This is a genomic window from Sorangium sp. So ce836, from assembly GCF_028553905.1.
Lineage (GTDB): Bacteria > Myxococcota_A > Polyangia > Polyangiales > Polyangiaceae > Sorangium > Sorangium cellulosum_D.
In genome coordinates this window covers 12,712,408-12,736,774 of record NZ_CP102233.1, presented here as the reverse complement: position 1 = coordinate 12,736,774, position 24,367 = coordinate 12,712,408, and the positions used below count along the sequence as shown (strand labels likewise).

General features: G+C 71.8%; 19 protein-coding genes. 5 read left to right on the top strand and 14 right to left on the bottom strand.

Annotation, left to right across the window (positions count from 1 at the left end; genetic code table 11):
- Positions 1-12 precede the first annotated feature (12 nt).
- From NQZ70_RS46600 to NQZ70_RS46545, 12 genes are all read right to left on the bottom strand, one after another.
- Positions 13-1,965 (bottom strand): hypothetical protein, encoded by a 1,953-nt coding sequence (locus tag NQZ70_RS46600; RefSeq protein ID WP_207217656.1) that lies wholly within the window; start codon positions 1,963-1,965, stop codon positions 13-15.
- Between the two features lie 210 nt (positions 1,966-2,175).
- A complete protein-coding gene (locus tag NQZ70_RS46595) occupies positions 2,176-3,513 on the bottom strand; it encodes a ketopantoate reductase family protein (protein WP_237244673.1) in 1,338 nt (445 codons plus the stop codon).
- Between the two features lie 158 nt (positions 3,514-3,671).
- Positions 3,672-4,373 carry a hypothetical protein gene (locus tag NQZ70_RS46590; RefSeq protein WP_129579983.1) on the bottom strand — a complete coding sequence of 234 codons (702 nt, stop codon included), beginning with the start codon at positions 4,371-4,373 and terminating at the stop codon, positions 3,672-3,674.
- The gene (locus NQZ70_RS46585; RefSeq protein ID WP_129579982.1) at positions 4,370-5,551 is read right to left on the bottom strand and encodes an AAA family ATPase; all 1,182 of its coding nucleotides are present in this window, start codon (positions 5,549-5,551) and stop codon (positions 4,370-4,372) included. Before NQZ70_RS46585 ends, NQZ70_RS46590 begins: the two co-directional genes overlap by 4 nt.
- Before the next feature lie 88 nt (positions 5,552-5,639).
- Positions 5,640-6,590: a diacylglycerol kinase family protein gene (locus tag NQZ70_RS46580; RefSeq protein WP_129579981.1), complete on the bottom strand. Its 951-nt coding sequence runs from the start codon at positions 6,588-6,590 to the stop codon at positions 5,640-5,642.
- Between the two features lie 149 nt (positions 6,591-6,739).
- A complete protein-coding gene (locus tag NQZ70_RS46575; RefSeq protein WP_129579980.1) occupies positions 6,740-7,081 on the bottom strand; it encodes a hypothetical protein in 342 nt (113 codons plus the stop codon).
- A gap of 40 nt (positions 7,082-7,121) precedes the next feature.
- Positions 7,122-8,135 carry a YihY/virulence factor BrkB family protein gene (locus NQZ70_RS46570; RefSeq protein WP_129579979.1) on the bottom strand — a complete coding sequence of 338 codons (1,014 nt, stop codon included), beginning with the start codon at positions 8,133-8,135 and terminating at the stop codon, positions 7,122-7,124.
- Positions 8,136-8,527: 392 nt separating this feature from the next.
- A complete protein-coding gene (locus NQZ70_RS46565; RefSeq protein WP_129579978.1) occupies positions 8,528-9,445 on the bottom strand; it encodes an STAS domain-containing protein in 918 nt (305 codons plus the stop codon).
- 208 nt (positions 9,446-9,653) lie between these two features.
- Entirely contained in the window at positions 9,654-10,373 is a 720-nt protein-coding gene (locus NQZ70_RS46560; RefSeq protein WP_129579977.1) for a MerR family transcriptional regulator, read from the bottom strand.
- A gap of 168 nt (positions 10,374-10,541) precedes the next feature.
- The gene (locus NQZ70_RS46555; protein WP_165374507.1) at positions 10,542-11,789 is read right to left on the bottom strand and encodes an MFS transporter; all 1,248 of its coding nucleotides are present in this window, start codon (positions 11,787-11,789) and stop codon (positions 10,542-10,544) included.
- A 72-nt stretch (positions 11,790-11,861) separates the two neighbouring features.
- On the bottom strand, positions 11,862-12,722 hold the full coding sequence (locus tag NQZ70_RS46550; protein ID WP_129579975.1) for a helix-turn-helix domain-containing protein: 861 nt from the start codon (positions 12,720-12,722) through the stop codon (positions 11,862-11,864).
- An 82-nt stretch (positions 12,723-12,804) separates the two neighbouring features.
- The gene (locus tag NQZ70_RS46545) at positions 12,805-15,066 is read right to left on the bottom strand and encodes a bifunctional salicylyl-CoA 5-hydroxylase/oxidoreductase (protein WP_237244672.1); all 2,262 of its coding nucleotides are present in this window, start codon (positions 15,064-15,066) and stop codon (positions 12,805-12,807) included.
- 93 nt (positions 15,067-15,159) lie between these two features.
- Between NQZ70_RS46545 and NQZ70_RS46540 the strand changes: the two genes are divergently transcribed.
- From NQZ70_RS46540 to NQZ70_RS46525, 4 genes are all read left to right on the top strand, one after another.
- Positions 15,160-15,765 (top strand): bifunctional 2-polyprenyl-6-hydroxyphenol methylase/3-demethylubiquinol 3-O-methyltransferase UbiG, encoded by a 606-nt coding sequence (locus NQZ70_RS46540; RefSeq protein ID WP_129579974.1) that lies wholly within the window; start codon positions 15,160-15,162, stop codon positions 15,763-15,765.
- A gap of 36 nt (positions 15,766-15,801) precedes the next feature.
- Positions 15,802-17,085, top strand: coding sequence for an ATP-binding protein (locus NQZ70_RS46535; RefSeq protein ID WP_129579973.1), 1,284 nt, complete (start codon positions 15,802-15,804; stop codon positions 17,083-17,085).
- On the top strand, positions 17,082-17,624 hold the full coding sequence (locus NQZ70_RS46530; protein WP_129579972.1) for a response regulator transcription factor: 543 nt from the start codon (positions 17,082-17,084) through the stop codon (positions 17,622-17,624). The genes NQZ70_RS46535 and NQZ70_RS46530 overlap by 4 nt, the downstream gene beginning before the upstream one ends.
- Positions 17,625-17,690: 66 nt before the next feature.
- Positions 17,691-19,517 (top strand): glycoside hydrolase family 15 protein, encoded by a 1,827-nt coding sequence (locus NQZ70_RS46525; RefSeq protein ID WP_129579971.1) that lies wholly within the window; start codon positions 17,691-17,693, stop codon positions 19,515-19,517.
- Between the two features lie 222 nt (positions 19,518-19,739).
- Here NQZ70_RS46525 and NQZ70_RS46520 read toward each other — a convergent pair whose 3' ends face one another.
- Positions 19,740-20,531: a hypothetical protein gene (locus tag NQZ70_RS46520; protein ID WP_129579970.1), complete on the bottom strand. Its 792-nt coding sequence runs from the start codon at positions 20,529-20,531 to the stop codon at positions 19,740-19,742.
- A 1,043-nt stretch (positions 20,532-21,574) separates the two neighbouring features.
- On the opposite strand from NQZ70_RS46520, the gene NQZ70_RS46515 reads away from it, so the two are divergent.
- A complete protein-coding gene (locus tag NQZ70_RS46515; protein ID WP_129579969.1) occupies positions 21,575-22,174 on the top strand; it encodes a hypothetical protein in 600 nt (199 codons plus the stop codon).
- A gap of 5 nt (positions 22,175-22,179) precedes the next feature.
- Here the strand turns inward: NQZ70_RS46515 and NQZ70_RS46510 are convergent, their stop codons facing one another.
- Positions 22,180-24,243, bottom strand: a complete 2,064-nt coding sequence (locus NQZ70_RS46510) for a carotenoid oxygenase family protein (RefSeq protein WP_129579968.1) — start codon at positions 24,241-24,243, stop codon at positions 22,180-22,182.
- Positions 24,244-24,367 lie beyond the last annotated feature (124 nt).

Below are 24,367 nucleotides of genomic sequence, written 5' to 3'. Positions count from 1 at the left end.
GCCTCACCATGATCAGAGCCTCTCCACGTCGGCGGTGATCTGCACGGGATCGTCGCCGTCGGGCACGTGGAAGCGCACCTCGTAGACGGCGCCCTCGTCGTCCTGCATGTACAGCGTCGTATCGCCCGGCGGCAGCCGGTATTTCTCGTGCGCGGTGTCGGCGACGCCCTCGAGCTCCTTCTTCGAAACCTTGCTCGCCTCGTCGAGATCCCGGCTCGTGAAGAAGCCGGGCTTTTCGTAGGTGTAGGCGCGGGGGGCGTCCGAGCTTTGATCCGAGGGCCGGAGGTCGTCCTCGGCCACGAAGAACAAGGTCGGGGCGCCGTCGGGCGCTGCGCGGCCATAGTAGAAGTCGAGCGCGTCGTTGTTGACCCAGTACCGGCCGAGGATGATGTCGGCGATCTTCTTGGCCTGGCTCTGGAGCGTGGGGCGGAGATCGGCGAGGATCTGCTCGCCGGTGAGGCCGATGCCGACGTCGTGGAGCGCGAAGACCGGCTGGGCGGCGCCTTCGGGGATCTCGGGCATGCCGTCGCCGGTCGGGTCGTGGATGGCGACCTGGCCGACCTCGGTGAGCAGCTCCCAGAAGAACTGCGACGGCGGTATTGGGGGCGGTTGGTCGGAAACCAAGTCGGTGAAGGCCGTCCAGCCGCGCGGGTCGCCGGCCTGGCCGATGGTCACGCCCACCCGGCATGTCCCGCTCAGGCGGAAGTAGCACCCCGTGAAGGGCACGCGCTCGCCATACGTGAGGTAAGCCGCCTTGCCCACGATGTGCTCCATCATGAACGGAGGGGTGGACCATACCGTGCTGGTGCCGACCGGCATGTCTGGACGGTTCTCCTTGCAGGCCGGCGCCACGGCCTCGGTGCACGCCTCCACCTTGGTGGGGAGCTCGCGAAGCGCGATGCGCATATCGATCGTCGGCGTCGGGGCGATGCCGCTGATCTGGAGCTTCTCCGGGTCGGTGAAGTCGAACCGGAGCGGCGCGTCGCCGTCCCGGAGGAACATGTCGCCGCCCCCCTTCGAGAGGTCGATCCCCGTGACCCTGCGCAGGCCCGACTCGGCGACCACGCGCATCTTGAAGTCGGGCAGGAGGACATCGCTCTTCGTGGTGAACGTGCCATCGTCCGGCATGAGCACGCCTGGATGAGCCCCGCTGGGCCCGAGCTTCTCGGACAGCGGCTGGAGATCGAACAGGGCCTCGTAGAGGCTGACAGGCATCCTCACGCCATCCGGATCGGCGATGGCCGGGTGCGTGCCAAGCAACTGCTGCTGGAGGGCGAGGATGAGCTTGGGTATCGGCACGAAGGGGGCCGTCCGGTTGGTGCGCACGGCCGCCGGATCCGGCTGGACCGCCAGATCGAGGGTGATGCTGTCGGCGAGGACGTCAGCGAAGTCGAACGCGAAGGTGCCGGGGTTCTCCTCGAAGATCTGCTGGAGCCCCTCGAGCGACGTCCCTGTCACGTCGGCGTTGGCGGGCGTCATGCTGAGCAGCCGGACGAGCGCGAACTCCGGCGACGTCCGCCACTCCGCCCCGAAGCTCTGGCCGAGCGGGGTGAGCGCGCAATCGTGGCCGGGGCTCGGGCTGTCATTCTTCCACTGGTCCCCGCACGCGTTCTGGATCTGATCGAGCGCGCTCTGAAGCAGGCCTGTGGTGTCGACGTCGAGGATCGTGATCTGCTTGGCGCCGTCCTCCCCGAAGACCTGGAGCGCCTTCTCCTTGTCGAGCTCCAGCACGACCGACGGGACCTCCGCGTCGTCGATGCGCAGCCGGAACCGGTTCGGCTCCTCGATGACGGGGCCGCCGCCCCCGCCGCCGCCCTCGCCGCCGCCCCCGCCGCCGGCGGCCCCGCTGCCGCCGCCGCCTCCGCCGTCGCCGCACGCGGCGAGCGCGGCGAGCAGCAAGAGGGGAACGCGGCCGAAGGGCGCGGCGCCGCGCCGGGAGGGGAGAGCGAACGGGGAGTGCGTCATGAGGGCTCCTCGTCGAGGGACCTGCTCGAGATCCACAGGAAGAGACGCCCGATGCTACCGAACTTCGACGCGCCGGCGCGACAAAGAGATCGCGCCGCGACGACGCGGAGCGCGCGATCCGCGACGACGCCAAGAACGCTGGGACACGTCGCGGTGTCCCTCGGCGCGCTTTCGTCTTTTTCGCCGCCGGCCGCCGCTCCGCGCCTCGCGCTACGCGCCCTCGCGATCGCCCGGCGGGCTCGCCTCCGCCATGGACGGCTCGCCCGTCACGGCCGTCTGGACGCTCACCGCCGCCGTGGACGGCTCGCCCGTCACGGCCGTCTGGACGCTCACCGCCGCCGTGGACGGCTCGTCCGGCGCGACCGCCTGGGCAGTCGCCGCCCCCACGGGCGGCTCGCCCGTCGCGGTCGCGGGCGGCGGCCGGTTCGACGGCGGCGCGCCCACGAGCCCGCGCGTCCGGTCGAACAGCGCGCGCAGCAGGGTGAGGCTCGGCTTGCGCTTGCGCGCGGCGATCGCGAGCACCTCCTCGCGGACCGCGGCGTTGATCGGCGTCGGGATGTCGAACGCCGCGCCGCGCTCGACGACCTCGCCGTTCAGGAAGTCGACCGCCGGCGGGCGGCCGCGCTCGATGGCCGCGAGCATCGAGGAGCGCATGCGGCGGTAGCGCGCGCCGACCGCGAGGAGCAGCGCGTGCTTCGCGAACAGGCCCGGCGAGCCCACCGCGGCGCGCTCGGCGTCCGTGAGCGCGATCCAGTCGAGGTCGAGCGTCCCGGCCACCTTCTCGAGGCGCACGCCGGACGCGCGCGAGACCTGCACGGTCTCGGTCATGACCTCCAGCGCGAGGCGGCGGACGAAGCGGTGCCGGAGGAGCGCGCCGAGGCGGTCGCCGCCGATGGTGCCGAGCGACGAGATGGCGCAGTTGATGGCGAGCTTCGACCAGCGCGCGCCGGCGAGGTTGTCGGTGACGGTGGTCGGGCCGATCGCCTCGAGGATGCGCGCGAGCTCGTCGAGGCGCCCGTCGCGCGCGCCGTCGAGCCGGCCGAGGACGAAGCCGCCGCTCGAGGTGCGGTCGTAGACGCCGGGCTCGACCATCGAGGCGCCCCACGCGACGATCGCGCCGAAGGTGCGCTCCGGGCCGGCGATGCGGGCGACGCGCTCCTCGCAGAGGCCGTTCTGGAGGCAGACCATCGCGCCCGTCGGGGCGAGGTGCGCGACCACGCTGCGCGCGGCCTCCTCGACCTGCGGCGGCTGCGTCGCGAGGAGGACGTAATCGAAGGGGCGGGTGTCGTGGCCGAGCTCGCGCACGGCGCGGCCGCGGACGGTGCCCGGGCTCGCCTCGCCGCGCACGCGGAAGCCGGCGGCGTTGATGGCGTCGGCGATGAGGGGGTTGGTGGTGAAGGCGGTGACGTCGTGGCTCTGCTCGAACAGGTGCGCGGCGGTGATGCCGCCGATGCCGCCGCAGCCGACGACCAGCAGGCGGGGAGCAGAGGAAGCGCGGGCAGCGGACGAGCTCGGGGCAAGCTCGCCGGGTGAATCGGTGAAGCTCATGCGAGATCCCTTACCACCACTGGGGCGCGGGCTCGACGGGCTCGAGGGGAGCGGGACGGGGGGACGGGAGGGTCGGGAGTCGCGGCGGTTTCCGCGGCGCGTCAGGTGTGAGGAGCGGGCGATGCGGCGGGGCTAGCGGGCAGCCCGCGTGGGCGTCATCACGGCCCTGCGTCCCCGGTTGCCTCGAAGGCGGCGAGCAGGTGCCGGAAGCTCGGGAGGTGGCCTGTGCGCGCGCATCGCGCCCGCAGCGCCTCGAAGTACGACGGCTCGATCACGACGCCCGGGCGCTGCTTCGTGTAGCGATGGCTGCGCTCGATGAGCATGGCCTTGAGATACGCGAGGTGGAAGCTGGCGCGCGTGACGTAGCCGGGATACTTCGCCATCCGCTCGGGATCGTCCGTGCTCACGTCGTAGAAGCGCTTGAAATCGACGAGCTGGGGGGACTGCGGGCCGGCGCGGAGAAAGCCGTCGTGCCCCAGAAACCAGGTCTCGATGCAGCAGTGCTGGATGATGATGCGGATCTCGAGAGAGGGATTTGTCTTCGCCATGCGCGTGCCCTGGAGCTCGGCCTGCACGGCGCGGTGGACCTCGGCGTAGCGGGCTTCGTACGTGTCCTCCTCCGAGTCGATGCAGATCCAGAGCTCCTGCACGCGGCCGGGGTTCGCGTCGATGTCCTTGAGCAGGCCGGCGATCCTGCGATAGCACGAAGGATATCCCTTGCCGCTCACGAGGACGTACCCGTCGGCCGTCAGATCGGCCACGTTGGCCACGCGATGGAGCGCGGGGAGCCGGTGCCGGAGCCAGGCCTCGTAGACCCTCGGCTCCGTCTCGGCGCCCTCGACGAGGAGGACGAGGTTCATCCCTGGACCCCGTGCTCGTACTCCGGCAGGTTGATGAGCCGCGTGAAGCGATCGAGGTGCGAGCGCTCCTCCGCCATCGCCGGGATCTTCTCGGCGTCGAGGACCCGCACGCGGCTGCCCTTCCGGGTGACGATCTTCCAGTGGCTCGGTGGGATCTGCTCGATGATGTAGGGGTGATGGCTGGTGAGGATGAGCTGGAGGTCCGGCGCCCGGCTCAGGAGGAAGCGCGTCACTGCGGGCAAGCAGTTGACCCCAAGGCTCGATTCCAGCTCGTCGATAAGCACCACCGTGCCAGGCGGAGCGAACGAGAGATGGACAAGAAAGGAGAGGTAGCGCTGCATACCGGAGGACATGTGGTGGAAGAAGACCCAATGATCCACGCCCGACTCCGCTGCCGTGAGCGCCATGTTGTAGATGCCCCTCCACTCCTTGCTCCCATCGGGACCCAGGGGGTAATAGCGCTGAACCTTGAGCTTCTCGACAGTGGGGAATGCGTCCTGGAATGCCTCCTCGATCTCGGCGAACGCGTCTGGAAACATCTCCTGGAGAAGCTCGGATTTGTGATGCAGCGGCAACGTGAAGTCAGCTCCGAGATCTGCTGCGGATCGGTAATCACCCCGCAGCTTCTCGAAGCGAGTCTCGGTCTGGACTCCGTGGCTCGGTAATTCTTCGAGCGCTGCCGGAGGAATGCAGCGAGAAAAAGCCATGTAGAGGGGAGCCATGGCCGAGTCTTCCTTGAGGATGGCAATTGCGCTCTTCGCCCGGTCCAGTCTTGGGATCGAGTGGCCATTCAGAAGAAAGCGCTCCGGCGTGCGGTCCACCAGCGATCGCTCCCCTTGGTGAATACGCTCGGTCCGGATGAGCGGAGGCTCCATCGCATGCAGCGCGCCCTGATCATCTGAGCCCTGTCCTGCGCTCGCCTCCAGCTCGGCTTCCCAGCGGTACGTGAGCCCGTCGTGCTCGAAGCCGATCGCGAAGCTGGCCCCGCGGATGGCATCGATCAGCTCATCCTCTTCCTTCTCGCCGAGCGCGACGGCGCGGACCTGCTCGATCGCCTGTACGATCCGCGTCTTCCCCGCCCCGGACACGCCGACCAGCAGGTTGAACGCATCGAGCGCCATGGGCTCGAGCGTCCAGCCACGCCGAGCGCTCTGAAACTCGAAGGTCAGGATCCTCATACGGCGGCCAGTCTACGCGCCCGCCCCATGTCGGCCAACCGGCCGGCCCCGCCGGGCTCGCCCGCTGCGCTTTCCCCCCGCCGCCCCCTCAATCCGCCGGCGCCAGCACCTCGATCGCCTTCGGCTCCAGCGTGACCGTGATCGGCAGCCGCCCGAGCGGCTCGCCGTCCACGTCGAGCAGGAACGCGTGCTCCACGTCGCGGTTCAGGAGCGTGAGCTCGATGCGGTCGCACTGGAAGTGGCGGACGTCCGGGTGGCGGATGTGCGCGCCCGTGTACATGCCGGTCGACACGGCCGCGAAGCGGACGTGGGGCGCGCCGCCCAGGTCGATCACGTCGAACACGCCGTCGTCGGCCCGCGCCATCGGCGCGACCTGCATCCCCGCGCCGAAGAAGCGGCCGTTGCAGATGGCCACGGTGCGCGTCGCGAGCTCCAGCTCGCGCCGCTCCCCGCGCAGCGTCGCCGCGCAGCGCACCCGGCCGACGCGGCTGCGGACGAGGCCCCGGAACGACGCCATCGTGTACGCGAGCGTGTTGCCGAGCACCCGCGTCGTTTCGCTGACGATCTGATCCACGAGCCCGCTCATCCCCGCGGACAGGACGTTGACGAAGAACGCCTCGGCCTGCTTTCCGTCGTGCGTCTCGTACGAGAAGCGGCCCACATCCATGGGGCGCGCGTTGCCGCTCGCGATCGCCGTGCAGTAGTGATCGAGCCGGTGGTTCAGCTTCAGCGTCCTGCAGAGATCGCCGCCCGTGCCCGCGCCGATGATCCCGAGCCGGGTGCCCGAAGCGCCCCGGTCCTTCGCCTGCATGAGGCCGTTCACCACCTCGTTGACGCTGCCGTCCCCGCCGACCGCCACGACCGTCTCGCGGCCGCCGAGCGCGGCCTCGCGCGCGAGGTCGACGGCGTGGCGCGGGCGCTCCGTGCGCACGATGTCGACCTCGCCGAGGATGCGCTGGATGGGCTCCTGCATCGCGTCGAAGAGCTTGGCCGTCTTTCCGCCGCTGGACCGGGGATTCACGATGAGAAGGGGGCGCATGCGGGCCCCGATGCTAGATGCCGGAGGCCGCCCAGCGCGAGGTGTTTTTGTGGAGGGACCCGCCCGGGGCTCCCGGGGGCGCCGCGCGAGGCGCGCTCCTCGTCGCGGTCCCCGGAGGCTCGCCCCGGCTCACGGCTGCGTCCCGCGGCTCACGGCTGCTTCGTGCAGCCGCAGCCGCAATCGTCGCTGAAATAAGTCCAGCCGGGGTCGCAGACGAAGCGCATCCGGGCGCACTGGTCCGGGCTCTGGCCGACGTACTTGAGGAGCGGACCGTCGGTGCAGCCCTGCTGGCCGCCCGTGCCCGGCGCGCCGCCGGCGCCGACCGGCTCGTCGACCTCCTGTCCCGCCGTGCCCCCGGGTTCCGCGCTCCTCGTGCCGTCGGCGGGCTGGGGGGTCATGGCCGCGCCGCCCTGGGCGCCCTGGCAGCCCGCGGCGAGCGAGCCGATCAACACGAGCAGCGATGATGTGGAAGCGAGATTTCTGTGTGACATGAGAGGGCTCCGGTGAACAGGTCAAGCCGATATCGGTGCTCTAGGCCCTGCCTCCGTGGAGCTCCGAGCGGTTCGAGCGAATGGGGTGGGGGAGCGCGATGTCCCCGTCCGCGCTCCTCTCGCGCGGGGGGCGGCCGGCGCTGGCCGGGAGCGCGGACTCCTGACCCTCCTCCTTCGCGGTCTTGGGCACGTCCACCCCGGTATCGTCCGAGTCCTTGGCGCCGGTGCGCTTCCCGTCCGGCGAGCGGTGCTCGATGATGGCGTTGATCTCGGCCCCGAGGAGCACCGCCATCGAGGAGATCCACATCCAGAGGAGAAGGATGATGACGCCGCCGAGCGCGCCGTAGCTCACCTCGTAGCTGCCGAAGCGGCTGACGTAGAAGGAGAACCCCAGCGAGGCGATCGCCCAGATCACGACCGCCACGACCGATCCGGGGGTGATGAACTTGAACTTCTGCTCGACGTCGGGGAGCACGTAATAGAGGGCCGCCAGGACGGTCATCACGAGGAACATCGAGACCGGCACGCGCAGCCAGAGGATCGGCGTCGCGAGGGGGCCGAGGTGCTCGGTCACCGCCGGCGTGGCCACCGCGAGCGCCGAGGCGACGGTCAGCAGGACGGCGCCGCCGAGCGTGACCAGGAGGGCGATCCCGCGGCGCTTGAGGAACGACCGGCTGTCCTCGACGCCATAGGCGGAGTTGAGCGCGTCCATGAGCGCGACCACGCCGCCCGAGGCGGCCCAGACCGCGCCGAGCGCGCCGACCGTCAGGAGCGCCGGGCTCTGTCCCTCGGTGAGCGCCTGGAGGCGCTCGCCCAGGATGTTCGCCACGGCGGGCGGGGCCATCTGGTACAACTCGCCCATCAGCCGCGCGGCCTCGGCCGGATCGATGACCAGGCCGGCGAGGGCGACCGCGAAGAGCAGGAACGGGAAGATCGAGAGGACGCCGAAGAAGGTCAGCGCAGCAGCGACGGTGTCGACCTTGTCTTTGACCCATTCCTGCTTGATGTCGTTCAGAAAATCCTTCCAGGGGATTTCTTTTCCGGGCAGGTACATGACAGACCTTCACTGCAGGGGCGCGCGACGCGCCGTTGCGTTCTTCCTGGGCGGCCTCCGCCGCGGCGGCTGACTGGGAGAGAGCAACGCGAGTGCCAGGCCGGGCGCGGCGGCAGCGGGGCGGACAGGGGGGCTGCCGGCCTGCCCGCATCCGCGCCGGGGGTCCCGCTCGCGCCGGGCGCTTGCTGGCGCCGTCGTCGCGCGTGGCGCGAATTGCCCCACGCGGCACAAAGGCCACATCACGGCGTGTGCGATCGTGGGCCGGCTGCCGCTCGCCGCTGCCTCGCTGGAATGCGCCGCGACCGGTGGCGCCGGGCGCTCCCGCGCGGTCAGGGGCGCGGCGCCTCTCCCGGTCGCGGGGCGCGGGGAGCGCGGGCATGGGCGCCGAGGGATCAGCTCCCCTGGGGGTCACGCCGGGCGCGCGCAGCCGAGGTGGGGACAGCGGGCGCGGGCGTTGCGGGGCGCGTGCCTGGCCGGGCGAGGGCGTGGGCGATGCCGCTCTGCAGGGTGCTGCGGGTGGTGATGCCTGCGAGGTCGACCCCCAGCTCCACCAAGGTCTGCGCGGTGTCCGGGTTGATCCCGGTGAGCATGAGCTGGGCGCCCAGGAGGCGCGCGGCGCGCGCGATGCGCAGCAGGGCGTCGGCGGACTCGGCGTCGACGTTCCTGACGCCCGTGACGTCGACGATGGCGGTGTGAAACTGGTGCTGGACGATGCCGTCCAGGAGCTTCTCCATGGCTTGCTGGGCGCGGGCGCTGTCGAGGGTGCCGATGAGGGGCATGGCGACGACGCCCTCGGCCAGCGGGACGAGCGGCGTGGACAGCTCGCGCAGGGCGGCCTGCTGGGCCCGGATCACCTGTTCCTGGGAGTCGCGCAGCTCCGCCTGGGTGTGCGCCAGCTGCCGCTGCGCGGTGATGTCGTGTGCGACCCAGAGGACGGTGTCGTTCGTGAAGGGCTTGCAGGTGGCCTCGCACCACACCTCGTCCTCGCCCACCGTGATGGGGTACTCGACGCGCAGGATCGTTCGGTTCGCGAGCGACTCCTGGATGACCGCGATGCAGCGCTCGAGGTGGTCTTCTCGGACCACCGAGCCCATCCGGGTGTTGCTCCCCTGCCTGGCCATCTCGGCGGTGACGACGACCGTCGGGAGCGCCTCCTGGAGGATCCCGTCGCGACCGATGAAGGCGACGAACATCGGGATCACCGAGCAGAGCGCTTCCAGCTTCGCCCGGGCATCTTCCTGCTCGGCCACGCGCTGGCGCAGGGCCGCGTTCTCGCGTTCGAGCTCCGTCGAGGTCGGTCGTTCGTTCATCGCGTCGACATCGTGTCAAGATTCCAATGCTGTTGTACTCCAGGAGTTCGGTCCGAGCGAGCGAAATCCAGCATGGGATCGCGGGATGGGCCGATGTTGGAGGGGCGTCATCGTAGGCGAAGCGGTCGGCGGGAGGAGAGGGAGCCCGCCGCGCGGCGCGGGGGCCCCGCCGGATACCTACGGACTACCTAAACTACCGCGCAGCACCTTAGCTCATCGCCTTGCCGATGAACTCGTGCAGCGCCGGATCCACACCGTGCTGGTTCCTCATCGACGGCTCCTCCTGGTACATCCGGTTCAGCGATCTCTCGATCCCCGGATTCTTCCCCGTGAACGCGTCGATGAGCTCCCGCATGCGCTTCACGATCTGCTGCACCGGTTCGCTCTTCGGATCGGCGCCCTTCTGCATCTCCGCCCGCATGTCCTCGTAGATCTGCTTCCACGCCGACTCGGCCTCGCGCATCTTCTCCGGGCCGATCGCCTCCGCGCGCTGCTTGAGCTCCGCGAGCTGCTCTGGGGTGTAATACTTCTCGATCATGGTCATCACCTCGATGGTTTGAAGGAGCTGCTCCACAGAGACGTCCTCCCCCGCGCGAAGCACGTTCGCCAGACCCTCGAGCCGCGCGCAGAGCTTCTGCTCCAGCGCGATCTGCTCGCGCAGCCGCGCGAGATGCAGCTCGATGGTCTCCAGCGGAGAGAACCCCGGCCGGTCCAGACACCCCGTGATCTGCTCCAGGCTGAAGCCGAGCTCGCGCAACGACTTGATCTGCTGGAGCCGGGCGACGTCGCCTGCCGAGTACATCCGGTGCCCCGACGCCGTGCGGTGCGACGGAGACAGCAGCCCGATCTCCTCGTAATAGTGGAGCGTACGGACGGAGAGGCCGGTCTGCTTGGCGAGATCGCCGACTTTCAACGGTGCTGAACGCATGGTGCTTCCCCTGTTTCCAGGGCGGGGGAGGACGTCCATGCCCCGGAGGCTAGGTCCTCACGTAGCGTGAGGATCAAGGCCCGGCCCCCACTTTTTTTTCGCTGCCGCGCCGCACGGGCCGAGGGGCCTCTCCGGCGCGCTCAGGGCCTCAGGCGCTCGCCGTTCTCATCACGAAGGTCCCCCGCCAGGCGCGGGCGCCTCGATGACGCTCGCCCGGAGGAACACGCCAGCGAGCGCCGCCACCGCAGCCGCCGCCCAGAATGGCGCGCCCATGCCGGCCCGCGCGTAAAGCTGGGTGGCGACGAGCGGGACGATCACATAGCCCAGCTCCTGCAGCGCCTGATGGCCGCCTTGTACCTGCCCCTGCGCGGCCGGTCCGGCGGCCCGCGACAGGAGCGCGGAGAAGGAGGCCGTGAGCAGGCCCTCGCCGGCCGCGATCGCCACGATGGCCGCGACGAACGCCGGCGCCGAAGGGTGGCTCGCGACGAGGCCCATGGTCGCGAGGGCGACGACGACGAGGGCGAGGCCGAGCGCCAGCACGCGCGCGTCCCCGATCCGCCTGACGAGCCGCTCCAGCAGCACCCCCTGGACGCACACATCCGTGGCGCCGACCGCGATCACGGCGAAGCTCACCGCGTCGGCGCCCCACCCGAGCCGGTCCTTGGCCAGGAGCGCGAACGTCGCCTGGAGCGAGACGAAGGCCGTCGTGAAGAGCGCGCCCACGGTCAGGAGCGGACGGAGGTGCCTCATGCGCAAGAGCCCCGAGAGCTGCGAGAACGGGTTGAGCCTCCGCCACGAAAGCGCGCGGGCCCGGTGCTCGGGGGCGAGGCTCTCCTCGAGGAACAGGTAGCTCCCCGCGGCGTTCAACGCGGTGAGGGCGGCCGCCAGGAAGAAGGGCGCCTTCAGGCCGAGCCTCAGGGCCAGCGCGCCGAGCGCCGGGCCGGCGATGAGCCCCGCCCCGAACATCGCGCCCACCCGCCCGAAGCTCCGGGCGCGCTGCTCGTCTGGCGCCGTGTCGCCCAGATATGCGAACACCGTGGCCACGTTTCCCGCCGTGAGGCCGTCGATCATGCGACCGAGGAGCAGGAGCGGGAGGGCGTCGGCGAGGCCGAACAGCGCGTAGCCGGCCGCGGAGCCCACGAGGCTGAGCAGGAGCACCGGGCGGCGGCCCGTCGCGTCGCTCAGCGCCCCGAGGGCCGGCGCGGAGAAGAAGGCACAGAGCGAATACGAAGCGCTCAGCAGGCCCACCGCCGACGCCGCATGGGCAGCGTCGCCGGCGAAGCGCGCGGCGAGGAAGGGGACCACCGGGGCGGCCAGCCCGTTGCCGGCCGCGCTCAGGAAGGCCGTCGCCTGGAGGAGCAGGAGCGCCCGAGGGCGCAGGCCCGCGCCGGAGCGGCGCTCGACGGAGCTCGTCATGCGGCGACCGTAACGATCCCCGCGCCGCCTCCGATTGAACAAACGCGACATCGGCGCGCGTTCGCGTGCAGCTCAACCGCGCGTGTCTTCCCCTCGATTGACGTCCCGCGCGCCCCGCGCGCCCTCGCCGCGCGGCGAGAGGCTCCGCACCTCGCCGGCGTAGCTGCCGGGGCTCATGCCCGTGAAGGCGCGGAACTCCCGGATGAAGTGCGCCTGATCCGCATAGCCGAGCTCGAAGGCCAGCGCGGTGAGGCTCGCCTCCGGATCGCGCTCGAGCCGCTCGGTGGCCCGGGAGAAGCGAATGAGCCGCGCGAGCGCCTTGGGGGACAGGCCAGCAGCTCGCTTGAACTGCCGCTCGAGCTGCCGGACCGACAGCCCGAGTTGCCCGGCGAGGGCGCCGACGCGGGCGCCGCCGTGGCTCGCGCGCAGCTCGAGGCCCGCCGCCGCGACCGGGCCGGCGGGAGGGCGGGCCACGCGCTGCCGCGCGAGCAGCCACCCCTCGACGAGCCGCAGCGCCGCGTCGCAGGCGCCCTGCTCGAGGAGCGGTCCGACGCGCTCGGAGAGCGCCCGCAGCCCAGCGCCCACCGTCGTGCAGGTCCCGCGGAGATCGGCCTCGCGCTCGAGCAAGGAGAGCGCGCTCCACGGGTGGAAGCGGACGCCCAGCACGCGGGCAAGGCCGCGGGACACCATCCGGGCAGGCTCGTCCCGGACGCCGATCACGAAGACGGGCGGCAAGGGGCGCAGGCGGCCATCGCGCCCCTCGATGCGCGCATCGCCGCAGTGGAACACGAGATCGATGTTGGCCTCCGGCAGGAGGCGGTGCTCCTCCGTGCTCACCGTGTGTCGCTCCTCGTACGAGGAGTAGCTCTGCACCGCACCGCCCAAGAGGGGGTGTGGTGCGCGCTCGCGGAAGCGGACGTCCTCGGACGCCATCGGGTCAGGCGACTCTGCAAGACGCAGGCGCAGCTCGCAAGCGCCGCGCTGGTCCTCGACGCCGCCGACGACGGGCGCCGGGTCACCGCATGCGGAGCGTGTACCCCGCGACCGACCGGTACTGAGGCGGCCACTCCAGGTCGAACCCCTGCTCCGCGGCGGCGTGCCGCGTCCAGTACGGATCGTAGAGGTGCGCCCGCGCGAGCGCGCACAGGTCCGCCCTGCCGGCCGCGATGATGCTGTTCACGTCCGCGTAGCTCTGGATGTTGCCCACCGCGATCGTCGGCACCTTCGCTTCGAGCCGCACGAGCTCCGCGAGCGGCGTCTGGAACAGCCGGCCGTGCTCCGGCTTGCCGGAAGGGTCCGTCTGCCCCGCCGAGACATGGATGATGTCGGCGCCGTGCTCCCGCAGCATCGCCGCCAGCGCGACGAGATCGTCCGTCGTGAGCCCGCCAGGCGCCCAGTCGGTCGCCGAGATGCGGACGCTCATCGGCTTCTCCGCCGGCCACGCCGCCCGCACCGCGTCGAACACCTCGAGCGGATAGCGCATCCGGTTCTCGATGGAACCACCGTACGCGTCGTCGCGCCGGTTCGTGAGCGGCGAGATGAAGCTCGCCAGGAGGTAGCCGTGCGCGCAGTGCAGCTCGATGAGGTCGAAGCCGGCCTCGTCCGCCCACCGCGCCGCCTGCACGAAATCCGAGGTCACCTGATCCATGTCCCCGCGATCCATCGCCTTCGGGACCTGGCTCCCAGGGAGGTACGGGATGGCGGAGGCGCTGAGGAGCGGCCACGCGCCGCGCTCGAGCGGCACATCCATGCCCTCCCACATCCGCTTCGTCGCGCCCTTGCGCCCCGCGTGCGCGAGCTGGACGCCGATCCTGGTGCGGGAGCGCGCGTGGACGAAGTCGACCACGCGCCGCCACCCCTCGGCGTGGTCGGCGCGGTAGAGCCCGGCGCAGCCCGGCGTGATGCGCGCCTCCGCGCTCACGTCCGTCATCTCGGTGATCACGAGCCCCGCCCCGCCGAGCGCCCGGCTGCCCAGGTGCACGAGGTGCCAGTCGTCGATCCGCCCGTCCTCCGCCGAGTACTGGCACATCGGCGAGACCACGACCCGGTTCTCCAGCACGAGCGACCGCAGCCGGAACGGCGTGAACATCGGCGGCGGCGGGCCGCCGCCCCCGGCAGAGGCCCGCGCGTCCGACTGCGCCTCCGCCTTCCGCGCGACGTGCGCGTCCACCTCGCGCACGAACGCCGGATCGCGCTCCTTCAGCCCCTCGTGCGTCACCCGCAGGCTCCGCGTCAGCAGGCTGAACATGAACTCCACCGGGTCGAGCGCCATGTAGCGCTCGGTGTTCTCGAACCACTGGAGGCTCACCTGCGCGGCCCGCTGGAACGCGAGCACCTTGGGCTTGCGCTCGGCCTCGTAGGCGGCGAGCGCCTCCGGCACGCGCGGGCTCCGCCCCAGGCTGTCGACGAGCGCGATCGCGTCCTCGAGCGCGAGTTTCGTCCCCGAGCCGATCGAGAAATGCGCCGTGTGCGCCGCGTCCCCGAGCAGCACCACGTTCTCGAAGCTCCAGCGCTCGTTGTGCACCGTGGGGAAGCTCCGCCAGACGCTCCTGTTCTTGAGCAGCCGGTGCCCCTTCAGCTTGCCCTCGAAGAGCTCCTCGAAGTACGCGATCGTCTCGTCCTCGCTCGCCCGGTCGAGGCCCGCCCGCCGGAAGGTCTCCTCGCGGCACTCGACGATGAACGTGGAGCGGTCCGGCTCGTAGCGGTACGCGTGCACCCGGAAGAGGCCGTGGCGGTTCTCCTCGAAGTAGAACGTGAAGGCGTCGAAGGGGAACGTCGTGCCGAGCCACACGAACCGGTTGGGGCGCACGTCGATGCGCGGCCCGAACCGGTCGGCGAAGCGCTCGCGGATCCGGCTGTTCACCCCGTCGGCCGCGACGACGAGATCGCTCCCGGCGAGCGCCTCGGCCGGGTCCGTCACCTCCTCGTCGAAGCGCAGGGCGACGCCGAGCTCCCGCGCCCGGTCCTGGAGGATCGCGAGCAGCCTCCGGCGCGACAGGCCGCTGAAGCCGTGCCCCGTCGAGACGAGGACGCGCCCGCCGAAGTGCGCGTGGAGCTCGTCCCAGTGGGCGAGGCTGCCCCGGATCGCGTCGTAGGTCGGGCGGTCGGCCTCGGCCAGGTTGTCGAGCGTCGCGTCCGAGAACACGACCCCGAAGCCGAAGGTGTCGTCGGGGCGGTTCCGCTCGATCACGACCACCTCTCGCCGCGGGTCCCGCTGCTTCGCGAGCAGCGCGGCGTAGAGGCCCGCCGGCCCGCCGCCCACGCACGTGATCCTCACCGCCCTGCCCCTCCGCTCCGGCGCCGCTGCATGCGCCGGAGCCTACACGAGAACGCCGGGTGCGGCGCCGCTCCGGAGGACTATAGGTTGGACATGAGCGAGCAGCGAAACTTCCCGGACTGGCAAGAGCTGTATCGAAACACCCCGGCAGAGAGCCTGCCGTGGTACCACGCGGGCCTGGATCCCGATCTCGCGCAGGCGCTCGAGCGCATGCAGGTCGCGCGAGGGCGGGCGCTCGACCTCGGCACGGGCCCGGCCACGCAGGCGTTCGCGCTGGCCGAGCGCGGGTTCGACGTCACCGGCACCGACCTCTCGCACGCCGCCATCGAGCAGGCGGCGGCGCAGGCGGCGCAGCGGGGCGCCGCCGTGCGCTTCGTGCAGGACGACATCCTGGACAGCCGGCTCGACGGCCGGTTCGACGTCGTCTTCGACCGCGGCTGTTTCCACGTCCTCCCGCCGGACCGGAGAGGCGATTACGTGCGCGCGCTGAAGCGGCTCGTCGCGCCGGGCGGGTTCTTCTTCCTCAAGTGCTTCAGCGTGCTGGAGCCGTGGACCGAGGGCCCGTACCGGTTCACGCCCGAGGAGATCCGCGAGATCTTCGGGGCCGAGTTCGAGCTCCTCTCCAGCGAGGAGACGGTCTATCAGGGGACCCTGAATCCGCTGCCGCGCGCGCTGTTCTCCGTGCTCCGGCCTCGGTGAGGGCGATTCTCCTGGCTCTCGCGCTATACTCCCGCCGTGACGCACGACGCCTCCCTCGATCGGGCGCCGGCCGGCGGGATCGTCCTCCGGTGGCTCGTCGGCCTGCGCTGGGCCGTGTTCGCGCTGCTCGCCGCGACCCTGATCGTCGACGAGGCGCTCTTCGGCTACCACGTCCGGTACGGCGTCGCCGTGCCCATCCTCGCGCTGGCCGGCGGCCTCAATCTCGCCCTCGCCCGGCGGGTGCGGTCCCAGCAGGGCGCGCAGAGCGCCCTCGTCGCCGGCGTCGTCGCGCTCGACCTCGTCGCCATCGCCGGCGTCCTCGCCGCGTCGGGCGGCGCGGGCAACCCGTTCAGCGCCCTCTTCTTCGTGCACGTCGCGCTCGCCGCCGCGCTCCTGCCGGCGCGGACCACCTTCGCGCTCGCGGCGCTCGCGGCGTGCCTGTTCGCGGCGCTCTTCGCCCTCCCCGCCGGCGCGTGCTGCCCGAGCCACCCGGAGCACGGCGCGTTCTCGACCCACCTTTACGGGATGCTCCTCGCCTTCGTGCTGAGCTCGTCGCTCGTCGCCCACGTGCTCCTGAAGGTCCGCCGCGCCCTCGACGAGAGCGCGGCCGAGAACGCGGCGCTCCGCCGGCGCGCCGAGGAGGCCTCGCGCTTCCAGGCCCTCGGCGCGCTCGCCGCCGGCACCGCGCACGAGCTCGGCACCCCGCTCGGGACGATCGCGGTGCTCGCCGGCGAGAGCCAGTGCGACCCGGCGGCGACCGACGCCGCGCGCCGCCGCGCCCGGACGATCGCGGAGCAGGTCGAGCGCTGCCGCGTCGTGATCGCGCGCATGCGGGCGGACGTCCGCGCGGACGAGCTGCGCGCCGGGGTCGAGGTCGGCGAGGCGGCCGTGCGCGGCGTGGCGGCGTGGCAGGCGGCGCACCCCGGCGTCGCCGTCGAGGTGCGCGGCGACCTCGCGCCGCGGCGCACGGTGCCGCTCGACGCGGCCGACATCGAGGCGGCGCTGTTCGCGCTGCTCGACAACGCGCTCGCGGCGCTCGGGCCGAGCCCCGCGGCCGCGGGGCCGATCGTGGTCACCGTGGGGGACGAGGGCGGCGCGCCGGTGATCAGCGTGGAGGACGGCGGGGCGGGCGTCCCGGCGGGCCTCACGGGGCGGCTCGGCGAGCCGTTCGTGACGACAAAGGCGCCTGGCGAGGGGATGGGCCTCGGGCTCTACCTCGTGCGGACGCTCATCGAGCAGGTCGGGGGCCGGCTCACGGTGTCGTCGAGGCAGCCGGCCGGCACCCGCGTCGCCCTGCGCCTCGCGCCGGTGGATCCATGAGCGCGGAGCCCACCGGCGAGCCGACGCTGCTCATCGTCGACGACGACGCGACGTTCCGGTCGGCGCTCGGGCAGGCGCTCGGCCAGCGCGGCTTCGCGGTGTTCCTCGCCGGCAGCGCGGAGGAGGCCGCGGCGATGGCGCGCGAGCACGTGTTCGAGTACGCGCTCGTCGACGTCCGGATGCCTGGGCAGAACGGGATCGAGCTCGTCGGGGCGCTGCGGAGCATGGACGACGGCATCCGCATCGTGGTCTTCACGGGGTACGGCACGATCGCGAACGCGGTGGCGGCGATCCGGGCCGGGGCCGTCGATTACCTGACCAAGCCGGTGGACGCGGCCCGGTGCGCGCGCTCGCTGCTCGGCTTCGCCCCGGCCGCGAGCGGCGACGAGGACCTGCCGTCGCTCGAGCGCGTGGAGTGGGAGTACCTCCAGCGCGTGCTCGCGGACTGCGAGGGGAACATCTCCGAGGCCGCGCGCAAGCTCCGGATGCACCGGCGCTCGCTCCAGCGGAAGCTCTCGCGGCTGCCGCCGAGGTCATGAGGGCAGGCGCCGCGAAAGATCGGCGGGGGAGGTACCTCTCGGCCGGACGGGCGCTATGAACAGGTGATGCCCTACAAGCCCATCGAGTCGTACGGCGTCATCGGCGACATGCACTCCGTGGCGCTGGTCGGGATGGATGGATCCATCGACTGGTGCTGCTTGCCCCATTTCGACTCGCCGAGCGTGTTCGCGGCGATCCTGGACGACAAGCAGGGGGGCAGCTTCGCGCTCGCGGCGGCGCACGCCGCGTCGCGCAAGCAGATGTACATGCCCGACACAAACGTGCTCCTCACGCGCTTCCTCCACGCGGACGGGGTCGGCGAGGTCTGCGACTTCATGCCGATCCACCGGGACCCGTACGGCTCCTACCGCCGCGGGATGCACCAGATCGTCCGCGTCGCGCGGGCCGTCCGCGGCGCGGTGCGCTTCCAGCTCGCCTGCCGCCCCGCGATCGACTTCGCCCGCCGCCCCCACCGCCTCATCCTCGACGACCCGCGCGGCGCCGTCTTCGACTCGGATGGCCTCGATCTCGCGCTGATCAGCCCGGTCCCCCTGTCGAGCGACGGCGCCGGCGGGGTGACCGCCGACTTCGTGCTGCAGCCCGGCGAGTCGGCCACGTTCGCGCTGCGCCAGGTCGAGGACTGGACCGCGAGCGACGGCCTGCTCTCCACGCCGATCAACGGCGAGGACGCCCTCCTGCGCACGGTCGAGTTCTGGCGGAGGTGGCTCGGCAGGTCGCGCTACAAGGGGCGCTGGCGCGAGATGGTCGACCGGTCGGCCCTCGTCCTCAAGCTGCTCACGTTCGAGCCGACCGGCGCGATCGTCGCCGCGGCGACCACCAGCCTGCCCGAGGAGATCGGCGGGGTCCGCAACTGGGACTACCGCTATGTCTGGGTGCGCGACGCCGCGTTCACCCTCTACGCCTTCCTCCGGCTCGGCTACACCGAGGAGGCCGCGCGCTTCATGGAATGGCTGAGCGCCCGCGTCTCCGAGAGGGACGGCCCCACCGGGCCGCTCCAGCTCATGTACGGCATCGAGGGCCGCCACGAACTGCCCGAGGTCGCGCTGACCCACCTCGACGGCTACCGCGGGTCGCGGCCGGTCCGGGTCGGCAACGGGGCGACGGCGCAGCTCCAGCTCGACATCTACGGCGAGCTCATCGACTCGGTGTACCTGTTCGACAAGTACGGATCGCCCATCCATTACGATTTCTGGCGCGAGCTCCGGCGCATGGCCTACTGGGTGTGCCAGAGCTGGGAGCAGCCGGACGAGAGCATCTGGGAGGTGCGCGGCGGCAAGCGGCAGTTCGTGTATTCGAAGCTCCAGTGCTGGGTCGCCCTCGACCGGACGCTGCGGCTCGCCGACAAGCGCTCGCTGCCGCTCGATCGCCCGCGCATCGCGCGCGCGCGCGACGACATCTACGAGGCGATCATGACGCACGGCTGGGACGCGGAGCGGAGGACGTTCGTGCAGTCCTTCGGCTCGTCGGCGCTCGACGCGAGCAACATGCTCATGTCGCTCATGCGCTTCATCTCCCCCACCGACCCTCGGATCGTCGGCACGATCGACCGCACGCTCGCGGAGCTCGCCAGCGACACGCTCGTCCACCGCTACGAGCTCGGCAAGGGCGCCGGCGACGGCCTGACCGGCAGGGAGGGCACCTTCAGCATCTGCACCTTCTGGCTCGTCGAGGCGCTGGCGCGCGCCGGCCGCCTCGAGGACGCGCGCTTCATCTTCGAGAAGATGCTCACCTACGCCAACCACCTCGGGCTGTACTCCGAGCAGATCGGGGCGAGCGGCGAGCTGCTCGGCAACTTCCCCCAGGCGTTCACGCACCTCGGGCTGGTCAGCGCGGCGTTCTACCTGGATCGCGCCCTCGGTCAGGGCGGCTGAGGGGATCGGGGGCTCGCGTGCTCCCCACCGGCGCGGGCGGTGGGGTGGGGCTCCTGCGCGAGCGGTGGAGGGAGAGAGAGGAGCTACCGGCGGCCTGGGAACTCCAACCCCAGGCCGCCGGCGCTCGAGAGCCCCAGCGATTGAGGAGGGCCGGCGCGGCGCCGCGGGATCCGGAGAGGCGGAGCCTCGGGCGCACGCCGGCGAGGTGCCATCAGATCGAGATCACCAGCCCCAGCCGCCGAAGCCGCCGCCGAAGCCGCCGAAGCCGCCGAAGCCGCAGCACGGGTTGATGAAGCCCGGGAAGAGGGTGGTGACCGACGTCGTGATCGCCGTCGCGCCGCACCCGAAGCCGCCGAAGCCACCGAAGCCGCCGAAGCCGCCGAAGCCGCCGAAGCCGCCGCCGAAGCAGCGCTCGCCGTCACGTTGCCCGGTCTCCTGCCCCACCAGCGTGCCCGTCTGCCCGACGCCCACCTGGCCGATCTGCGCGGGCGCGCCGAGCTGCGCCTGGCCGATCTGCGACGGCACGCCGAGCTGCGCCTGGCCGATCTGCGACGGCACGCCGAGCTGCGCCTGGCCGATCTGCGACGGCGCGCCGAGGCCCGCCTCCTGCCCGACCTGGCCGAGCTGCGCCGGGCCCTGCCCCGTGTACCCGCCCTTGGTCGGGTAGCCCTTGCTCGGGAGGCCGCCCTTGCTCGGGAACTCGCCCTTGCTGGGCAGCATGCCCTTGCCGGGCATGAGCTCGCCCTTGCCGGGCAGCACGCCCTTCGAGGGCAGACCCTTGCTCGGGGGCAGACCCTTGCTCGGGGGCAGACCGAGCTTGCTGGGCCCCATCTGGCCGATCTGAGCCTGGGACTGGGCCGCGTACCCGCCGCGCTCCGCCTCTTCCAGCGCCCCGGTCGTCGAGTCGACGCTCTCGTCATCCGCGTCGAAGTCCTCATCCGAGCCGACCGCGCACCCGGCCCCGAGCGCCAGCAACATCGCGAGACCCATCATCTTGCCGTGAATCGAGATCATTGGTCCTCCCCGGTGTCCCTGATAGGCCTTGCGGCCCCCGAACACCTTGGCTCACCCAAGAGCAGGCTGTGTGCCTCGCGCTCCTGTGCAGAGGATGCCGCTTCGAGACCTCGTGAATTCGCGGAGAGCGTCCGCGAATTAGGCGCTCCTCGGATCTGCGCTCCCTTGGTATTTCTCCGCGATTCGATCGCGGTGGATCCGGGCGAGGCGCGGCGCGCGCGCGGCGGCGCCGCTTTCGCGCCGGGGGCGAGGGCCTCTGCCCCTCGCCGGGAGCTTTCGCGCGGCAAGAGCGCCGCGCGCCGAGGCCTCGCGCGCCGCGCGCCGCGCAGGACGCGCCGTGACGCGGTCGCGCGCCGCGGCCGCGGCGAGCAGCGGTGTTCTCACAATAGGTGGAACCTCCCTCAGGACCCAGAGAAACCCCGGCCTCCGCGCAGCGCCGACGCAATCGCTCGCGCCGTCCGAGGGAGACGCGCGCGCTGCGCCCTGCCTGCTCAGCGCCGGACGCTCCGATACGTTTGTGCATTCGCGCGCCCGCGAGAGCATAAATCTCGACTCCGGTCGGAACCGTCCGCCGCCGTCATCCTCGTTCCCTCCGCGACATGATCGCTCGGGCGCTGCGTCGCCCCCTCGGTTCGCGCCGTGCCGCGCGCGGCGCGCGCGACTTCCTCACAACCCCGCAGATAGTTTATGACGCGATGCGTCGCGAGCGCGCCGCCCGCGACGCTTGCGGCGCTGCTCTATCCATGGCGCCGCTCGCCTCGGCGCGGGCGGAGCCGAAGCGGCCGTCATTCCCACTTGCGCAGGACGTTCTGTAAATGGTCCAGTGCTGGATGTCGGAGACGGGGAGGGAGCATCCGAACTTGTAGTCTGCCGCACGGCCCTTTTCGTTTCGACATCGGATTGTCTCATGTCGTCCGGGACGCTGGCTTGCCAGCGAGCTCGGCGCTGGCCGATCGGCGGGGGCGGAGCGCCGGATCGAGCCGTCTCGACCAGGTTTGCAGGATCGGCGGCCGCCGGTTGCGGGCGCTGAACAGAGCGGAAACATGCCTGAGTGCCGCATTACGGCCGTGGCGACCTATCTCCCCGAGCGCATCGTCACGAACCAGGAGCTCATCGCGAGCTATGGCCTCCCCTACTCCGCAGAGTGGTTGCAGCGGACCACCGGCGTCGTGGAGCGGCGCTTTGCCGACGCGGCGGAGACCACGCTGTCGATGGCCGCGGCGGTGCTGCGACAGCTCATCGAGGCGGGGCGGCTCCGCGATCCGTTCGTCGATGTCCTCATCATGACGAGCGACGACCGCGGGCGAGGCGACGCCGGCGGGGCGGCGTTCGCCGCGTGCATGGCCGGCCTCTCGCCCGCGCTGACGCTCGATCTCTGGTCGGCTCAGGGCGGCTTCTCTGCGGCCCTCGACGTGGCGACTCGGCACCTCTACCGCGGCGCGCGGCGCGTGCTCGTCGTCGCGAGCGAGGTGCGGTCGTGGCGCCTGCGCGCGGGGCAGCCGTGGGTCGACGACCACATCACCGCGATCCTCGGCGACGGCGCCGCGGGGGTGCTGCTCGAGCGGGGCGACGGCCTCGGGGCCGAGGCGCCCGCGCGCGGCGCCGAGCCGTCCCTGCCTCGCGCCGCGGCCCCCTGCCTGTAGGCGGCTCAGGCGAGCCGCGGATAGACCGCCTCCTCGAACAGCGCCTTCACCTCGTCGAGGGGGGCGTCGGCCACGAAATCCTCGTAGTCCTCGCGCACCGGGACCTTGTATCCGACTCGCCACGGCAGCGCGGCGTTGAGCCACGCCGTGTGGAGGGTGAGCCCCGGCCGGAACGCCGGGTGCCCCAGCTTGCAGAGCGGCCCTCGGGCGAGGTTCGTCGCGTCGAAGATCCAGACCTCCGCGCGGTGCGCGGTCGTGACGAGCGCGACCACGTACCCGTCGGTGTCCGCCCCGCTGCCGCCGCGCCGGGGCACGAACTGCAGCGAGCTGAGCCAGCACCCCACGGCGCGCTGCGGGAACTCGTAGCGATCCTCGATCCGCATGGCGCGGTGGTTGAACCGGAACAGGCTGTCGGGGTGCCCGCCTTCCGCGCGCATCCGCCGGAGCGCCGAGAGGGGCAGCGACCTGTGCGGGTGCGCCGCGTAGAGCCGATCGATGAACTCGGTCGAGAGCTCGTCCCAGATCCCGGCGCCGCGCCAGTAGACGTTCTCGATGCGATCGGGCGGCATCCACGACGGGCCCGCCTCCCGGTGCGCGTAGAGGCCGACGCCGAGCGCCCGCGCCGGGTCGGCGAACACCGCCTGATCCACGACGCGCTCGGCCGCCGCGTCGATCGTATACCGGCCGATGCGGTTCACGTCCGCCTGCCCGAGCGGGGATAACCCGCGGAGCCGGGCCGGCGCCGACGCCCTGTCGGCCGCGTGCCGATCGTAGGGCCGGAGCCACTCGGCGTGATCCGTGGCGCAGTTGTGCGCCGCATGCACGGTGATGCGGTCGCCCGCGTCCTCGTAATCGACGAGGAAATGGAGCGTCTCCAGGGGCACGACGACCTTCTTCACGACGACGGACCCGCCGCCCGGCCGGAGCGCGTCCCGCCGGACCAGGTAAAACGTCGTGCTCGGCTCGTGCGGCATCGTGAGCAGCGACCGGAGGAGGCGCTCGACCCCCGGGCTCTCCCCGGAGCCCCGGCAGGCCACGCTCTCCAGGCCGATCCGGAAGGCCGTGTCCGCGAGCACGACCCAGCGCCGCGTCAGGCCGAGCTGGTGCACGCTCTGCTCGACGCGCACCGGCGCGCCGCTCGGCAGGAGGAGCGCGTGCCGCTCCGGCTCGTTGTGGCCGTCCCACCGCAGGAGGTGCACGAAGTCGCCCGCCGCCTCGTCGAGCGGGACGCCGCCGAAGCGCGCCGCCTGCCGCGCGAGCAGGTCGCCCGGCCCGGGCGGCGCGCTCGGGCGGAAGCGCGCGGGCAGGCGCTCGAGCGCGCGCTTCGCCAGCAGCTCGAGCCGATCCGCGGTCGGCCGGAGCAGCTGCTGCTCGATCATCGACGCGGCCGCCGACGCGAGCCGGTCCCAGGAGCGCGGGAGGGCGGCGATCTCGTCGAGCCGCGGCAGCGACGCGGCGAACAGGTGGAGGAGCGAGCGGCCGTAGTTGACCGTGAGGAGCTCGCCCCGCTCCGCGTCGAAGCACGGGTGCGCCGTCGCCAGCGTCATGGGGAAGGGGTGGTCGACGGGCGCCGCCGGGTACCACGTGCTGTTGCGCCCGATCGGCGTGACGAGCTGGAGCGTCGCCGGATCGATCTCGTAGGGCCTCCCCGTGTCGCCCGTGATGAGGAGCCGCGCGGGCGCGCGCGGCGCGTGCATCGGCACGAAGGCGTGATTGAGGTGGTCCCGCAGGCCGAGGTGGGGCGAGAAGCGGAGGAGCCCGGCGTCGCGGAAGCCGAGCGCCTCGAAGCGCGTGCCGGGGCGCGAGGCGGCGTCCGCGTGATAACAGGGGGTGCGCGCGAGCCTCGAGGTCAACCGGACCGCGCCGCTGCCGCCGAAATCGAGCCGATAGATCATCCCATTGCCATTGAGGATCGGCGCGCCGTCCGCCCTGGGCAGCCCGCCGTCCACCGAGCCGACCGGGCCGATCGCGAACACATGGCCCGTGAGGTCCTTGGGCACGCCGCCGGAGAGCGAGGATTCCAGGACGGTGAGCTCGACCCTCGTGAGCTCTTCCGTGCTCGCTGCCATCAATGCATCGGGGACGCGCTGGCGCATGACGACCTCGGTCACACCAAGCTACGCCAATCTGCGGCCGGCGGGGGCACCGCGCTGCGCTGCGCGCCTCCGGAACGCGCGTCCTCGCGCCGATTCC

Coding starts and splice junctions, on each gene's coding strand:
- NQZ70_RS46600 (WP_207217656.1), bottom strand. CDS start 1,965: ATGACGCACTCCCCGTTCGCTCTCCCCTCCCGGCGCGGCGCCGCGCCC.
- NQZ70_RS46595 (WP_237244673.1), bottom strand. CDS start 3,513: ATGAGCTTCACCGATTCACCCGGCGAGCTTGCCCCGAGCTCGTCCGCT.
- NQZ70_RS46590 (WP_129579983.1), bottom strand. CDS start 4,373: ATGAACCTCGTCCTCCTCGTCGAGGGCGCCGAGACGGAGCCGAGGGTC.
- NQZ70_RS46585 (WP_129579982.1), bottom strand. CDS start 5,551: ATGAGGATCCTGACCTTCGAGTTTCAGAGCGCTCGGCGTGGCTGGACG.
- NQZ70_RS46580 (WP_129579981.1), bottom strand. CDS start 6,590: ATGCGCCCCCTTCTCATCGTGAATCCCCGGTCCAGCGGCGGAAAGACG.
- NQZ70_RS46575 (WP_129579980.1), bottom strand. CDS start 7,081: ATGTCACACAGAAATCTCGCTTCCACATCATCGCTGCTCGTGTTGATC.
- NQZ70_RS46570 (WP_129579979.1), bottom strand. CDS start 8,135: ATGTACCTGCCCGGAAAAGAAATCCCCTGGAAGGATTTTCTGAACGAC.
- NQZ70_RS46565 (WP_129579978.1), bottom strand. CDS start 9,445: ATGAACGAACGACCGACCTCGACGGAGCTCGAACGCGAGAACGCGGCC.
- NQZ70_RS46560 (WP_129579977.1), bottom strand. CDS start 10,373: ATGCGTTCAGCACCGTTGAAAGTCGGCGATCTCGCCAAGCAGACCGGC.
- NQZ70_RS46555 (WP_165374507.1), bottom strand. CDS start 11,789: ATGACGAGCTCCGTCGAGCGCCGCTCCGGCGCGGGCCTGCGCCCTCGG.
- NQZ70_RS46550 (WP_129579975.1), bottom strand. CDS start 12,722: ATGGCGTCCGAGGACGTCCGCTTCCGCGAGCGCGCACCACACCCCCTC.
- NQZ70_RS46540 (WP_129579974.1), top strand. CDS start 15,160: ATGAGCGAGCAGCGAAACTTCCCGGACTGGCAAGAGCTGTATCGAAAC.
- NQZ70_RS46530 (WP_129579972.1), top strand. CDS start 17,082: ATGAGCGCGGAGCCCACCGGCGAGCCGACGCTGCTCATCGTCGACGAC.
- NQZ70_RS46525 (WP_129579971.1), top strand. CDS start 17,691: ATGCCCTACAAGCCCATCGAGTCGTACGGCGTCATCGGCGACATGCAC.
- NQZ70_RS46520 (WP_129579970.1), bottom strand. CDS start 20,531: ATGATCTCGATTCACGGCAAGATGATGGGTCTCGCGATGTTGCTGGCG.
- NQZ70_RS46515 (WP_129579969.1), top strand. CDS start 21,575: ATGCCTGAGTGCCGCATTACGGCCGTGGCGACCTATCTCCCCGAGCGC.
- NQZ70_RS46510 (WP_129579968.1), bottom strand. CDS start 24,243: ATGGCAGCGAGCACGGAAGAGCTCACGAGGGTCGAGCTCACCGTCCTG.